Origin of the sequence: Pseudoalteromonas spongiae UST010723-006 (assembly GCF_000238255.3) — a bacterium.
Taxonomy (GTDB): Bacteria; Pseudomonadota; Gammaproteobacteria; order Enterobacterales; family Alteromonadaceae; genus Pseudoalteromonas; species Pseudoalteromonas spongiae.
The window spans coordinates 434,851-448,159 of record NZ_CP011040.1; the positions used below are offsets into that span (position 1 = coordinate 434,851).

The 13,309-nt window shown below is 41.2% G+C and carries 15 protein-coding genes; 8 read left to right on the top strand and 7 right to left on the bottom strand.

From position 1 onward, the window contains the following. The first annotated feature begins 266 nt into the window (after positions 1 to 266). A complete protein-coding gene (locus PSPO_RS16230; RefSeq protein WP_010559508.1) occupies positions 267 to 2,771 on the top strand; it encodes a S8 family serine peptidase in 2,505 nt (834 codons plus the stop codon). A 98-nt stretch (positions 2,772 to 2,869) separates the two neighbouring features. Here the strand turns inward: PSPO_RS16230 and PSPO_RS16235 are convergent, their stop codons facing one another. Both PSPO_RS16235 and sigZ read right to left on the bottom strand, forming a co-directional pair. Continuing rightward, entirely contained in the window at positions 2,870 to 3,370 is a 501-nt protein-coding gene (locus PSPO_RS16235; RefSeq protein WP_010559507.1) for an NlpC/P60 family protein, read from the bottom strand. 32 nt (positions 3,371 to 3,402) lie between these two features. Beyond that, a complete protein-coding gene (sigZ, locus tag PSPO_RS16240; RefSeq protein WP_010559506.1) occupies positions 3,403 to 3,969 on the bottom strand; it encodes an RNA polymerase sigma factor SigZ in 567 nt (188 codons plus the stop codon). Positions 3,970 to 4,094: 125 nt separating this feature from the next. On the opposite strand from sigZ, the gene arsH reads away from it, so the two are divergent. Together arsH and PSPO_RS16250 are read left to right on the top strand one after the other, a co-directional pair. Further along, positions 4,095 to 4,805: an arsenical resistance protein ArsH gene (gene arsH / locus PSPO_RS16245; protein WP_010559505.1), complete on the top strand. Its 711-nt coding sequence runs from the start codon at positions 4,095 to 4,097 to the stop codon at positions 4,803 to 4,805. A 186-nt stretch (positions 4,806 to 4,991) separates the two neighbouring features. Further along, the gene (locus PSPO_RS16250) at positions 4,992 to 5,834 is read left to right on the top strand and encodes a Tim44 domain-containing protein (RefSeq protein WP_010559504.1); all 843 of its coding nucleotides are present in this window, start codon (positions 4,992 to 4,994) and stop codon (positions 5,832 to 5,834) included. 55 nt (positions 5,835 to 5,889) lie between these two features. Here PSPO_RS16250 and PSPO_RS16255 read toward each other — a convergent pair whose 3' ends face one another. Beyond that, the gene (locus tag PSPO_RS16255) at positions 5,890 to 6,282 is read right to left on the bottom strand and encodes a hypothetical protein (protein ID WP_010559503.1); all 393 of its coding nucleotides are present in this window, start codon (positions 6,280 to 6,282) and stop codon (positions 5,890 to 5,892) included. Between the two features lie 226 nt (positions 6,283 to 6,508). Between PSPO_RS16255 and PSPO_RS16260 the strand changes: the two genes are divergently transcribed. Further along, positions 6,509 to 6,757 carry a DUF3297 family protein gene (locus tag PSPO_RS16260; RefSeq protein WP_010559502.1) on the top strand — a complete coding sequence of 83 codons (249 nt, stop codon included), beginning with the start codon at positions 6,509 to 6,511 and terminating at the stop codon, positions 6,755 to 6,757. 101 nt (positions 6,758 to 6,858) lie between these two features. Here PSPO_RS16260 and PSPO_RS16265 read toward each other — a convergent pair whose 3' ends face one another. Both PSPO_RS16265 and chrA read right to left on the bottom strand, forming a co-directional pair. Further along, entirely contained in the window at positions 6,859 to 7,194 is a 336-nt protein-coding gene (locus PSPO_RS16265) for a C1orf53 family protein (protein ID WP_010559501.1), read from the bottom strand. Between the two features lie 84 nt (positions 7,195 to 7,278). Then, the gene (chrA, locus tag PSPO_RS16270; RefSeq protein ID WP_010559500.1) at positions 7,279 to 8,424 is read right to left on the bottom strand and encodes a chromate efflux transporter; all 1,146 of its coding nucleotides are present in this window, start codon (positions 8,422 to 8,424) and stop codon (positions 7,279 to 7,281) included. Between the two features lie 109 nt (positions 8,425 to 8,533). Between chrA and PSPO_RS16275 the strand changes: the two genes are divergently transcribed. The 3 genes from PSPO_RS16275 to PSPO_RS16285 all read left to right on the top strand — a co-directional run bounded on the left by PSPO_RS16275 (position 8,534) and on the right by PSPO_RS16285 (position 10,706). Beyond that, a complete protein-coding gene (locus PSPO_RS16275; RefSeq protein ID WP_010559499.1) occupies positions 8,534 to 9,451 on the top strand; it encodes a LysR family transcriptional regulator in 918 nt (305 codons plus the stop codon). Between the two features lie 281 nt (positions 9,452 to 9,732). After that, the gene (locus tag PSPO_RS16280; RefSeq protein ID WP_010559498.1) at positions 9,733 to 9,966 is read left to right on the top strand and encodes a hypothetical protein; all 234 of its coding nucleotides are present in this window, start codon (positions 9,733 to 9,735) and stop codon (positions 9,964 to 9,966) included. A gap of 170 nt (positions 9,967 to 10,136) precedes the next feature. Beyond that, positions 10,137 to 10,706, top strand: a complete 570-nt coding sequence (locus PSPO_RS16285; RefSeq protein WP_010559497.1) for a YSC84-related protein — start codon at positions 10,137 to 10,139, stop codon at positions 10,704 to 10,706. Positions 10,707 to 10,756: 50 nt separating this feature from the next. On the opposite strand, the gene PSPO_RS16290 is transcribed toward PSPO_RS16285, so the two are convergent. Beyond that, positions 10,757 to 11,443, bottom strand: a complete 687-nt coding sequence (locus PSPO_RS16290) for a tellurite resistance TerB family protein (RefSeq protein WP_010559496.1) — start codon at positions 11,441 to 11,443, stop codon at positions 10,757 to 10,759. Between the two features lie 195 nt (positions 11,444 to 11,638). Between PSPO_RS16290 and PSPO_RS16295 the strand changes: the two genes are divergently transcribed. Then, positions 11,639 to 12,010, top strand: a complete 372-nt coding sequence (locus PSPO_RS16295; RefSeq protein WP_010559495.1) for a DUF2750 domain-containing protein — start codon at positions 11,639 to 11,641, stop codon at positions 12,008 to 12,010. A 91-nt stretch (positions 12,011 to 12,101) separates the two neighbouring features. Here the strand turns inward: PSPO_RS16295 and PSPO_RS16300 are convergent, their stop codons facing one another. Beyond that, positions 12,102 to 13,202, bottom strand: coding sequence for a c-type cytochrome (locus PSPO_RS16300; RefSeq protein ID WP_010559494.1), 1,101 nt, complete (start codon positions 13,200 to 13,202; stop codon positions 12,102 to 12,104). Positions 13,203 to 13,309 lie beyond the last annotated feature (107 nt).

A 13,309-nucleotide genomic window follows, 5' to 3' on the forward strand; every position in this document is an offset into this window, starting at 1 on the left:
CGTTAAATATTTGTGAAAGGCCAGCTACCAAAAAAGTGCTAGTCATAAAACAGTCATATTTAATTGAACAAAAACACCCAAATGAAATTAATTCCAATAAAAATCAGCTGGTTAAAGGTTTTGTTGATTTTTATTTATATTAACGCTTGCGCCTTTGTTGGGAACTGTGTTTGATAAAAAGGTTGCTTAAAAATTTAGATTGAAGAGTTGTTGAGATAGGTGCTCGATTGTCGAGCGTACATTTTATAAAAAATGGAATTTCAATAATGAAAGCGAAACTTTCTGCAATTTCACTTGCTTTGCTTCCTTTGGTGGCAAGCGCATCAGCAACAGCGACACCAGCGGTTAAAAGCGCTGACGGTTACAAAAATAACTCAGTTATTGTTGTGTACAAACAACATGCTCGCGCAGCAGATAAAGCAGCTGCACGTAAGCTTGTAGCTGCGACTATTTCAGATGCAAACCTTGATGAAATAGATGATCGTTATAACCACATTCTTAAAGGTCGTATGGCGCAATACACGTTGAATGATAACGATGTAAAAGGCGCAATATCAAAACTGCAAAATCACCCAGCAGTAGAATATGTAGAGCCTGATCATATTGTGTCGATTAATGCACAACCTGATGATCCACAGTTCAGTGATTTATGGGGCCTTCACAACACAGGTCAAACCGGTGGCACAAATGATGCCGATATTGATGCGCCAGAGGCTTGGGATATCTCAACCGGTAGTCGCGACGTTGTCGTGGGCATTATCGATACGGGTGTTGACCATACACACGAAGACATTCAAGCCAATGCGTGGGTTAACCCAAATGAAATCGCAGGCGATGGCATCGATAACGATGGCAATGGCTACATTGACGATATTCACGGTATAAATGCAATTACCGATGTGGGCGACCCAATGGATGACCAAGGTCACGGTACCCACGTTGCGGGCACAATTGGTGCAACGGGTAACAATAGCCAAGGTGTAGTGGGTGTTAACCACTCTGTATCTATGGTTGGTTGTAAGTTCTTATCAGCACAAGGCACGGGTTCAACTTCAGATGCAATTAAATGTATCAACTACATGGTTGGCTTAAAAAATGCTGGTGTCGATATCAAGGTACTAAACAACAGCTGGGGTGGCGGTGGCTTTAGCCAAGCGCTATCTGACGCGATCACTGCATCTGAACAAGCTGATATCTTATTTGTTGCCGCGGCAGGTAACGACGCGGTAGATAACGACGCAAACCCTCATTACCCTTCTAGTTACGAGCATGACAGCGTATTAGCTGTAGCAAGTACTGATCACTCAGATAATATGTCGAATTTCTCACAATGGGGTTTAACAAGCGTTGATATGGGTGCACCAGGTTCAAGTATTTTATCTACTGTGCCAGGCAATGGCTATGCAACTTACTCAGGTACGTCAATGGCAACACCACATGTTGCAGGTGCTGCAGCATTAGTATTATCGTTAAACCCAACGCTGAGTGCATTACAGTTAAAAGAGTTATTAATGAACTCAGGTGATGCAAACGCGGCACTGCAAGGTAAAACGGTTGCTGGTACGCGATTAAACGTATACAGCGCACTTGAACAGTCTAATCCTGAGCCTGGATTTAGATTGATCACAAGCCCAACATCACAAACCGTAACAGCAGGTCAAACAGCAACGTATGAGTTTGAAATTGCGTCTGTTGCGAATTGGGATGACGTAGTAACACTTACTTTAGACTCATCAATTGCTGGTGCTGCACTGTCAACTAACACTGCTACACCGGGTCAGATTGTTACGCTAACTGTGCCTACTGCCGCTGATACGCAGTGGGGTGATTATAATTTCACGGTAACAGGTCAAAGTGGCGCGTTAGAGAAATCAAGTACAGTTGGTTTATATGTTAACCCACAAGGGCTCGCTGATTTCACTTACGACAATAACGACGCAGTATCAATTCCAGACAATGATCCAGCGGGTGCATCGTCTGTCATTACTGTGCCAGATGAAATCACTATCTTTAACACACTCGCGACGGTTAATATTACTCACACCTACATTGGTGATTTAATTGTTACCCTTACTTCACCGACAGGCACTGTGACAACACTGCACAATAAATCGGGCGGTTCGAGTGACAATATTAACCAAACGTATGAAGCTGTTATTTTCAATGGTGAAAATGCCGCTGGCGATTGGACCTTACATGTTGAAGATACCTACAGCGCAGACACAGGCTCATTAGACAGCTGGTCATTAACCTTCAGTGCAATTGGCGATGTTGCGCCAGTAGCACCGGTTGCTGATTTTACCTTTGAGCGTGATGGCTACAATGTGATGTTCACAAACGCAAGTAGTGATCGCAACAATGATATTGTGTCGTATCTGTGGGACTTCGGTGATGGCAATACATCAACTGAAGCGACCCCAGTTCATGCGTATGCGGCGGCGGGCAATTACAGCGTGTCATTAACCACAACTGATGCAGAAGGCTTAAGTGATACTGCGAGTAAAGATGTTCAGATCTCAGACGCCAACATTGTGGTTGATGTGAAACGTGCAAACTTATCGCGCACAGGCTTTATGCGTGTTGAGTTATTAATCGATGGCGCAACAGAAGGTACTGTTGACGTTTACCGTAATGGTGAATTGTATGAAACAGTAGAAAATGTGGGTGTTTATCGTGACTTTAGCCGTGGTGTAACTGAAACAAACTTTACCTATAAAGTTTGTCAGGCAGGTGATGTTTGCTCAAATGAAGTAACGGTTAATTTCAATTAATCAATTGTGATTTAATAACCTAACCGATAAGAGTTATCGTACGCTTTATGTTAAAGCAAGTGCGGTAACTCTTTTTTATTTGAAGTTTAGGGCCTTTATTAAAAGTTAATGCGTTTTGCCTGCCAAAAAGCGCTTCGCCAATAGCTATTTTTTAACGACGACACAATAACTCCTTGGCTGGTTGAGGCATGTAAAAACTGATTATCCTCAATATAAATACCAACATGATAAGTACGAAAACCTGTTTTAAAAAACACTAAATCGCCCGCTTGTAAGCCTGTTTTACTCACTTTGTTGCCAAATTCAGCTTGTTTAAGGGTAGTGCGCGGTAATAAAAAGCCAAAACGGTCAATATAGGTGGTTTGCACGAACGCCGAACAATCAATGCCTTTTTTTGATGTACCACCCAGTTTGTATGGCACGCCTTGCCAAGCATCTAGCTGTTGATAAAGCGCATTCGCCACAGAGTTATTACTTGATACGTTTACTTTGTTTTTAGGCACAGGTGTTGTAGCGTTTGAGGGGGATTTTGCACAGGCAGCGAGTGCTAAACAAAGTGTTAGGCAAAGTAATGGGGCGGTATTTTGGCGTAACAGCATACTGATGCAATATCCTTTTGTAATGCGCTGATTTACTCTAATTGCTTTGGCTTTATGTTGTTACATGATTTACGTTGATAATCAATAGCGCGACCAAAAGTATCAAATTCGAAATGGCAACATTCGTCAAACAGTTCTCTAAGGGCTTTTCGACTTGTTTGTACACGCGATTTTAACGTGGAGTAGTGAATTCCCATATGTTCAGCTAATACTTTTTGTTGGGCATTTTCTAAATCAACCGCGATAAGCAACGCGCGCTGTGGTTCAGGTAAGTGTTGAATAAATGGCGTTAAACAATCGACTAAATCTTGTTGTACTGACTCTTCGTTATCAGAAGTAGTAAGCGACTCTGGTATTTCATGTTGTTTTCCGCGGGCACGATAAAAATCAATAATCGTGTTGTTAGCGATTTGAAAAAGCCACGACTTGAGTTTGCTAATATCATTTAGCAAATGCAGGTTTTTATGGGTTTTAATAAAAATTTCTTGCATTAAATCTTCTACATCAGCGCTGTTAGCCACCTTCTTTTTTAAAAAGCGCGTTAATGCGTGCTGATATTCAAGCCATATTTCTTCAATATTCACGACAGTTACTACCATTTTTATCATTACTACAAAGTGTGACAAATAAGACGTTATTTTTCATAAAAAGACGAAGTTTATTTCGTCTTTTTTAACAGCCAAGCGTCTTACTGTGTGTAAATTAATTGAATTAGGTAGTAATTATGTCTTTTTTACAAAACGAAACATTCACCTTAACACCTGAAAATAAAGAGATGAGCAGACATAAACCAAAGGTTTTAATGCTTTACGGTTCGTTAAGAGAAAATTCGTACAGTAAGTTCGCTACACTAGAAGCGGCTCGTATACTTGAATATATGGGGGCAGATGTCAGAGTGTTTGACCCCGCCGGCTTGCCGGTATTTGATAACAACGCGTCGGCCGAACATGCGAAAGTGCAAGAACTGCGAGAACTCGCGTTATGGTCTGAAGCGCAGGTTTGGTGCTCTCCAGAAATTCACGGCAATATGTCTGCGGTATTTAAAAACCAGATTGATTGGTTACCTTTGTCATCTGGTGCACGTAGGCCAACACAGGGAAAAACACTTGCACTAATGCAAGTGACAGGCGGTTCGCAAAGCTTTAATGCCCTCAATAATATGCGCGTGTTAGGGCGTTGGATGCGCATGTTTACAATTGCTAATCAATCGTCGATTGCAAAAGCCTATCAAGAATTTGATAGTCATGGCGTGATGAACCCTTCGAGCTTTCGCGACCGCATTGTTGATGTAATGGAAGAGCTAATGCGATTTACTTTTTTACTGCGGGACCATGATGGATTATTGCTAGACCGTTACAGTGAACGAAAGGCGAGCCAACAAAATATCGATGAGTTAAATCAACAACTAGAAACGCATATTCTCTCACCAAGGTGATAGGGCGTTCGGTAACTACTCATTCGATCAGTGCAAAGCTCACAACATAGTGAGCTTTGCATTTATTGTTTAGAAAAAATTTAATGAAATTTTCAATAAAATTAACCACTTTATATTGGTTTAACCTATTGACTCTAAAAGTGCCGCTTTTAGAATGCTCGCAGCTTAATAATATGGAAAAATTTAATGAAAAAATTCGCATGGTTTTTCGCACTCGTTGCGTTAATGTTTTCTTTTTCGTTTGATGCTGAAGCACGTAAAAAGTTTGGCAGCAAAAGCAAAGGTAAAACGAAACAAACCACAACAACACAACAAAAACAGCAAGTTGATACAAATAACCCAACGCTTCCGGCGAAGAAATCTTCTAAAAAAGGCTTAATGGGCGGCATTTTAGGTGGTTTACTTGCCGGTGGCTTAATTGCAGCAATGCTAGGTGGCGATTTTGAAGGTTTCCAATTTATGGACTTCATTATTATTGCGCTTGTTGCGTTTGTGTTATTTAAGTTATTTAAAGCATTTATGATGAAAAAGGCGCAAAGCCAACCGCAGTTTGCAGGCGTACCGCCAATGCAACAAGCTCCTTCGTCACACGCTGCGCCGCAACAGTTTAGCAATCAAGGCTTTGCACAACAAAGCCAATCGGTACCTATGAATTTACCGATTAATTTTGACTTAAACGGCTTCTTGCAAGGTGCTCGTGAGCACTACCATACGTTACAAAAAGCATGGAATGGTAACGACTTTACGGTGATTTCTGAGTACGTAAGTGAGCAACTGTTAGCTGAACTAAAACAAGAGCGAGCAGAGGTTGAAGAAGTAGCAACTGAAGTGATGTTTATCGATGCAGAACTAGCACGTGCTGATACATCACCTATGTTATGGGAAATCAGTGTACGTTTTCGTGGTAAATACCGCGATTTAGGCGATAAGCAAGAAGAGCCAATTGATGAAATTTGGCACCTAGAGCGCAGCTTGTCACAGCAAGATGCACCTTGGGTTATCGTAGGTATTGAAGATAACGCCGCGTAATTTACTGAACATATGAAAAGTTAAAAGCAGCCGATTGGCTGCTTTTTTACGTTTATTAAGGCTGATTTTTTAACAGTATAGATAAATGTTGTTGTAGCTCTGTTGGGCTATCTGGAGTATGTAAAAAACCACCTAATTTTGCGCCTGATAATTCTTGCCTAATATCGTATTTTAGCGCGTTTAGGCGTGGCACCACGTTGTCGCCTTCAACAAAGTACATGTCCAAATCCATTAAAAATGGTACGCGTAGCGACATAGTAATGCGCGCCATTAAATTGGGGTAAAGTGCCATTAAATCCGAAAAGGTGAGTTGAATTTTCTGTTTACCGATTATTTTAAAGCCCGCAGCTTTAATTTTATTGCGAATAAAGTGGTGTTTACCAAACAGGTAGGTTTCGGGTTTTAGTAAGTAAAACGAGACACATTTATTCTTAATGAGTTTTCTCATACGCACACTCTCTTACTTCAAATTATTGGCCGCGTTAAGGTTTAAAATTATTTGGCCAATATGCTTACTATAGAAGCAAAAGCACATTGCTAACAAATTGTTTTGTGTAAATGATTATTACCGCACCGCTTTTTACAATTCTCGATTAATTTAGTGCTTTGCTATTGAGCGTATACGGTCAATTTTCTACAATGGCGCAAATTAAATACGTAATAAAGAAATAACTATGAACGATAAAACAGATTTACCAGCATTACCGGATCGTCTTTCAATTAACCCGCGCAGCAAATTCTACTCTGAAGAAGTGTTAAAGCTGGATATTGGTATACGTTTCAACGGTAAAGAGCGCTCGGACGTTGAAGAATATTGCATCAGTGAAGGTTGGATTAAAACTGCTGCGCCAAAAGCGTTAGATCGTTACGGCCAACCTATGCTTATAAAATCAAAAGGCACGGTTGAAGCGTTCTACCGTTAAGCTAAAAAGTGCACCTTTTGAGGTGCACTTTTTCAGTAGCTATCTATCGCTCAGTGATTTTGATTTATTGGGCTGTTCAACAAAACTTAAACTCAGGTTGTTTAGTAAGCGCAATGCTTACAGCCATTACCACAGCAATAACCGCGTTTTAAGTGCGCCCATTTCGTCATCACACGATAACCGTCTTCATTTAAATAATAATCTAACTTTTCAACGGGAAACTGGTTTTGATATTGCGCTGCAAGCGTAACTAATTCGCTATTTGATTTCGTTTTGTAAAGACGTGCTAGTTCATCGTTAATTTTATCGATTAAACATGCTTTACATAAACAATTGGCGTCTTTAGTGAGTGGTAAAATATTGGGAAGCGAAAAACACCAACAACTGCCTTGTTGGCTTTCGCATTTGAATGGGGCTTGGCAAGAAATACAGTTCATAATTTGGCGCAAAAAAGCGTTAGCATAAGTAAAATACTACACCAACGCAAATTTCAATTAGCGGCGTTTGCACCGTTTACTTTGCTAAATAGCGCTTAACGCTAATCCGCCTAGCATAAAGCTAACAACTAACCATATAATGGGTAGTTTTAATTGCTTCATAATAATAAAGCCAATCAATACAAGAGCAATATCTTTTGGCGCAGTTACCGCGCTTGTGAAAATAGGCGTATAAAGCGCCGCTATCAGCAATCCTACAACCGCGGCGTTAACGCCTGCAAGCGCACCACTTACACTTGGTTTGTTAGCGAGTATTTGCCAGTCTTTTAGCACAGTTAATAACAGTAAAAAGCCTGGTAAAAATACCGCTAAGGTAGCGATTAGCGCACCGATAACTGGTGCATTATCAAATAGTTCATAGCCAATATAGGTGGCAAAGGTAAACATAGGCCCAGGTACCGCTTGCGCCGCAGCGTAGCCTGTTATAAAAGCGTCTTGTGATAATTGGTCGCCAACAATATTTTGTAATAAAGGCAGTACCACATGACCACCGCCAAATACCAAACTACCGGCCTGATAAAAGTCATTAAATAGGCTTATTTCAGGTGCAAAAGATGCAGTTAATGGCAGCCCAAGCAACAAGGTTATAAACAACAGCAATGGCATTAGGCTAGGTTTAAAAGTTTGCTGATGTGTCGCCGGTATTTTACCTTTTAATGCAACCGCGCCAATAAGCGCTGCGCCAATTAACACGGCAAATTGCGCGCTAAGGGTAGGGCTTACAAGCAACACGCATGCTGTAGCGATGCACAAAAATACGGTTTTAGTGTCTTTACAGAAGTTTTTAAACATACCCCATGTGGCGTCGGCCACTACTAAAACGGCGAGTAGCTTTAACCCGTGAACAATGCTTTCAAAAATACTGTTATTAACCAGTGCACTTGAGGTGATCGCAAGCGCAAGCATAATAATCACTGATGGCAGAGTGAAGCCAACAAACGCCGCGATCGCACCTTGTAAACCGGCACGTTTGTACCCTAATGCAAAGCCTACTTGGCTTGAACCGGGGCCGGGTAAAAACTGACTAAGCGCAATCAGTTGACCATACTCTTCATCACTTAACCACTTGTATTTAGTGACGAAGGTCTGGCGAAAGTAGCCAATATGGGCGGCAGGTCCACCGAAACTAACCCAGCCGAGTAAAAAGAACGTTTTAAAAATACTGAACATACGCGCATAAATATCTGTGTTATCAAACCTGCGCAAAGCTTAAAAAAAGCGATACAATTAATCCAATTAATATTATTTGTAATAAATATGAATTGAATGGGATTGATTGATGGTGTCAATTGAAGAAACGAAATGGCGCAATGTCGATTTAAACCTGCTGGTGGCTTTTTCGTATTTGTATCGTTTTGAAAGCGTTAGCTTAGCGGCAGAAAAGAACTTTGTTAGTCAATCGGCAATGAGTCACAGTTTATCGCGCTTACGGATATTACTTGATGACGAACTGTTTGTGCGAGTGGGCCATAAAATGGTGGCAACAGACTTTGCTCATGCGGTTTATCCGAGTATTGAGTCGATGCTGCAATTAGTGCAACAGCAGGTATTAAAGCGTGACACTTTTAATGCCAAAACTTATCAAGGGGTTTGTCGAATCGGCTTAACCGATTACGCTGAGTATATTTTTGCGCCGGCTATTTTCGATTTAATTAGAACGCAAGCGCCTAATGCGCAAATTAGTTTCGTTAACGTAAATAGGGTGAATTACCGTGAGCTTAGTGAGCAAGAATCACTTGATTTGGTGATTGGCAGCATTCCTAACTTACATAATGCGTTTGAAAGCGAGTTACTGTATCGCGAGCAACACATGTGTTTGCTAAATAAAGAGTTTGCCAAACGCATTATGCCAATCACAAAGCATACTCTTGCCAATATTGAACATGCGATTGTTAGCCCTGACGGTAGTTTAACCACTCAAGTAGATAATTTGCTGAGTGAAGATGGTTTAACACGCAGGGTGACTGTGGCGAGTCGTAACTTTTTAACCGTACAGCGTTTGCTGTTGGAGCGAGAGCTTATTGCGATTGTGCCAAAGCGCATGGCCGAAATCTCATTACCTAACGATGCACTACAAAGCGTCACGCCGCCTATTAAGGTACCGGATTTTGATATCTCTATGTTGTGGTTAAAACGTTCGCGGGCTAATGAAAAGCACATTTGGCTGCGTTCAATTATGAAACAAGTCGTAAGTTAGCGCCCGTTGACGGTTCAAGTTGGCTTTTTACAGCAGTTTGATTTGGTTTTATACCAGGAAAAGGCTAGGTGGAAACGCTATTTTATGTGAGTTTGCCGATAATGTCTTCGGGCCCAGCAAAGTCAACTTCCTACATCAATATGGGGCAACACAATAGGAAGTTAATCAGGCGCCATAATTAAATTTTGCTCAAATAGCGCAAAAATAAAACAGCAGCTGAATATTAAGCTTGGATTAAGGGAAATAATTGAACAATACACACTCCACAGAAGGAAAAAGTTATGAGCAATTTAATTTTTCAAAATAAGCTATCTTTTACATTAACACTGTTAACCGCTATTGGGCTTGGCGTATTTTTATTGCCTGTAGTGTTATTTTTATGGCTAACCATGATGATGTTTATTGGCCTTAACGTGTTAATTGCAAAATTACGTGGCGGTAACCTAACGGGGAACGGCTTTAAAAAGCCAAAATACGCATTTTATAAAGGCAAAATCGAAAAAGTGATTAACTAGTTTTAATTGTTTAGTTAACCCGAATTCACATAAACCTTAATCGCCTGCTAAAAAGGGCGATGTTTGAATCGATTAAACGTGCTGCTTTTTGCGTTACATGCCATTTGAGCAGCACAGTTATATACGCGGTCAGTTACAAAGATAATTAAACATGTAAAAGGAGAGAGAATATGGGAAAGTTTCTTACACCAATACTGTCACTACTACTTGTTAGCATCAGTGCGTTTGCCAGTGCCGATGAATATCAAACTACGCTACAAAATTTTAAACAATCTCACGAAACCAAGCTTTTTTTTAATAGTGCCTATGGCTATGTGGTATTTCCAACCATTGGTAAAGGTGGCTTAGGGTTAGGCGCGGCCTTTGGTAAAGGTCAGGTTTACAAGCAAGGCAAAGCGGTGGGTAAAACAAGTGTTAGTCAATTATCGGTTGGCTTTCAAGCAGGCGGGCAAGCCTACAGCCAAATCATTTTCTTAAAAGACAAACGCGCGTTTGATGAATTTACCTCGGGCAATTTTGAATTTGGTGCAGGGGCGTCAGCGGTTGCTATTACCGCAGCGGTTCAAGCGCAGGCAGGCTCTACGGGCGTTAGTTCAAGTGTTGGCACCGATGCGAATTCCACCAAGCAAAATAAAGCAAAATACCGTAAAGGCATGGCGGTGATGACGCTGGCAAAAGGCGGCTTTATGTACGAAGCTGCACTTGCTGGGCAAAAATATAATTACACACCGTATAAGTAATAACACTAAAAAAACCAGAGGCGACTCTGGTTTTTTAGTTGATGCTCTAGCTAATCAGCTTGGCTTAGTTGATGATGAATACTGTTAACTAAGTCGCGTGGTAAACACAGTTGATTAGCTAAAGTTTGTAAATATTGCTGTGATGCACTCTGGTTTAAATCAATTGCGCTGGCGCTTGCTGCATACACTTCAATGCCCGTTTGTGCGTTAGGCACGGTTGCAACTAGCTCACTTAAGCTCATTGGCGCACGTAATTCATCAAACAACATGGCTTTTTCTTGTGGTGTTAGTGTCATTTGCTCTACTTGAGCGAAAATAGTTTGGCGCTCATTTTCATCAATATGGCCATCGGCATACGCGGCGGCTATCATGGCGCGCATTAAAATTAACTGGCCGTTACCCGTTTCGTCTTCTACTACCGCATCAAAGCTTTGTTCTTGCATATGTGTCGGTTCAACGCGGTATTGGCTACTACGATTTTGCATTGCGTTATCAAACGCTTGCCTATCAGCGGCTTGCTGAGTTTGGCTGCTTTTTTCGCTGTATTGTTGATAAGCTTTCCAAGCGAGTCCGCCAACGGCTGCCAGTGCGCCATACTTTACCGCTTTCTTACCCACTTTTTTTGACTTCTTACCTGATAGCAAGCTGGTTAAGCCGCCACCTGCTACACCACCTAAAAAGCCACTTAGTGCACCTGATTTATTTAGGCTGCCAACTAATTTTTGTAGATCTTTCATTGCTTTCTCCTAAATTGATAACTTTCATTAGAGTAAAAAAAATGATGCAATAAAGGAACAGTAGAACTGTTACAAAGTGATTCAAACATTTTGTGATAATCGGCAATTAAAATGCGTGAGTTACATTTCTATGCGATAAATTTGTCACATAAAAGGTATAATCTCACACACATAACACAGACAGTAGGAGATGCTATGAGTGATACCAACCAACGCGAAATCTTAGCGGAATTTTTAGCGCAAAGTAAAACAAGCCAATCAGTGTGGGCACTGCAAGATAAAGAAAGTGAAGATTGGGTTGTATTAGATTCTCCTAATTTTGAAAATGCAGAGGTGATGCCGGTTTGGTCAAGCAAGTCGTTGGCCGAAACACACTGTGTACAGGAATGGCAAGCATTTACACCAAGCGAAATTTCAATTAATGACTGGTTAGATTATTGGCTAGAAGATTTAAAAGATGATGACATTGTTGTGGGTGTAAACTGGGCTGAAGAAGGCGATATTGTTGAGCTTGAAGTGACTGACTTTAGCCAAGCGCTTGCCAGCATTCAACCAGTTAAATCATAATGTTATAGCCATTTTCAAGCAGCACTCACACGCTAAGTGAATTGCTTTAATAAGTCGGCGTAGATTACGCCGACTTTTAATTTTAAGTGCGTTAATCGTTAACGCCGTCAATATCGCCACGCCTTACCGGATAGCCTTGATTCATCCAACCAAAAATACCTTCCCACAAGACAGCTGTGCGGGTGTAACCACGTTGCCTTAGACGATTAATCGTGTGATCGGCGGCCGCACGCGGACATGAACAATAGGCAACAATTTGCACGTCTTTTGGAATGCCAGCCACAGTTTCATCTAAATCTGCGTAGTAGGGGAAAGGAATCGCCCCTTCAATATGTGCGGTTTGCCAAACCGATGTAACCCGCGTATCGAGCAGCACCATGCGTTTTTTGGCTTGAAGCGCTTTGTTTAAGTCTTTTGACAGCACATACATGCCATCTTTTAAATCAAAATTTGGATCGTCGCCGTTTTTGTTTACGATGTAATTTTCTGGCGTAGGCAGTGCTTTGAGTACTGGTGTTTCATCTTTCCAACCGAGCGATTTACTGCGCAAAAACGCGGTAATATTGTCAATATCAGCACTTGAAAGTTTATCTTTAAACGCTTGCATTGGCGTATCTTGCCTTCCATTCTCAATGGCATAGCGAATAAACTCATCGGTATTATGAGCCAGCGCTGATTGGTTCATAATGGCAGGGCCGGTGATCCCTTGGCCTTTATCGCCATGACAGCTAGCGCATTCTTTTTGGTAGACTTGCTCACCTCGCTTAATATCGCCGTGAACAGGATTAGTGGTAAACTTTAAGCGATCGTAACCCGCCTGTTCAAATAGCCAATAGGTGAGATCCCAGGTTTCATCCAATGTCATTGGACCGCCAACCTCATCTAAATAACCGCCCATTGCTGTACCTACACGTCCGTATTGCATTGGTCGTAAAATTTGATGGGCAATGCCTGATTCCATTAAGCTTTTACTGCGAAGTGACGGTGCGTGATCGTTTTTATGACCTTCGCGGTTTTCACCGTGGCAAAGAGCACAGTATTTTTGATAATTAGCTGCAGCGACTTTGGCTTGTTGTGTGGTTAATTTGCGTGGAGGTGAACGCAGTTCGCGCTCAGCTGAAGTACTGTTAAATGACACAAATGCCAGCATTGCTGAACATGCAATGGTGATTTTTTGAGTAAAGGTTAGCATGTAATTCCTTGTAATTTGCCCCAAAATCCAGAATATCAGGCAGTGGCTTTATTACTAGTGAAAAACAAATTTAGTAACAATTACGTGAAAGTATTTACGTTTATTGT

Bases quoted from the DNA above. Each gene is read 5' to 3' on its own strand.
- PSPO_RS16230 (WP_010559508.1), top strand. From the start codon at position 267: ATGAAAGCGAAACTTTCTGCAATTTCACTTGCTTTGCTTCCTTTGGTG.
- PSPO_RS16235 (WP_010559507.1), bottom strand. From the start codon at position 3,370: ATGCTGTTACGCCAAAATACCGCCCCATTACTTTGCCTAACACTTTGT.
- sigZ (WP_010559506.1), bottom strand. From the start codon at position 3,969: ATGGTAGTAACTGTCGTGAATATTGAAGAAATATGGCTTGAATATCAG.
- arsH (WP_010559505.1), top strand. From the start codon at position 4,095: ATGTCTTTTTTACAAAACGAAACATTCACCTTAACACCTGAAAATAAA.
- PSPO_RS16250 (WP_010559504.1), top strand. From the start codon at position 4,992: ATGAAAAAATTCGCATGGTTTTTCGCACTCGTTGCGTTAATGTTTTCT.
- PSPO_RS16255 (WP_010559503.1), bottom strand. From the start codon at position 6,282: ATGAGAAAACTCATTAAGAATAAATGTGTCTCGTTTTACTTACTAAAA.
- PSPO_RS16260 (WP_010559502.1), top strand. From the start codon at position 6,509: ATGAACGATAAAACAGATTTACCAGCATTACCGGATCGTCTTTCAATT.
- PSPO_RS16265 (WP_010559501.1), bottom strand. From the start codon at position 7,194: ATGAACTGTATTTCTTGCCAAGCCCCATTCAAATGCGAAAGCCAACAA.
- chrA (WP_010559500.1), bottom strand. From the start codon at position 8,424: ATGTTCAGTATTTTTAAAACGTTCTTTTTACTCGGCTGGGTTAGTTTC.
- PSPO_RS16275 (WP_010559499.1), top strand. From the start codon at position 8,534: ATGGTGTCAATTGAAGAAACGAAATGGCGCAATGTCGATTTAAACCTG.
- PSPO_RS16280 (WP_010559498.1), top strand. From the start codon at position 9,733: ATGAGCAATTTAATTTTTCAAAATAAGCTATCTTTTACATTAACACTG.
- PSPO_RS16285 (WP_010559497.1), top strand. From the start codon at position 10,137: ATGGGAAAGTTTCTTACACCAATACTGTCACTACTACTTGTTAGCATC.
- PSPO_RS16290 (WP_010559496.1), bottom strand. From the start codon at position 11,443: ATGAAAGATCTACAAAAATTAGTTGGCAGCCTAAATAAATCAGGTGCA.
- PSPO_RS16295 (WP_010559495.1), top strand. From the start codon at position 11,639: ATGAGTGATACCAACCAACGCGAAATCTTAGCGGAATTTTTAGCGCAA.
- PSPO_RS16300 (WP_010559494.1), bottom strand. From the start codon at position 13,202: ATGCTAACCTTTACTCAAAAAATCACCATTGCATGTTCAGCAATGCTG.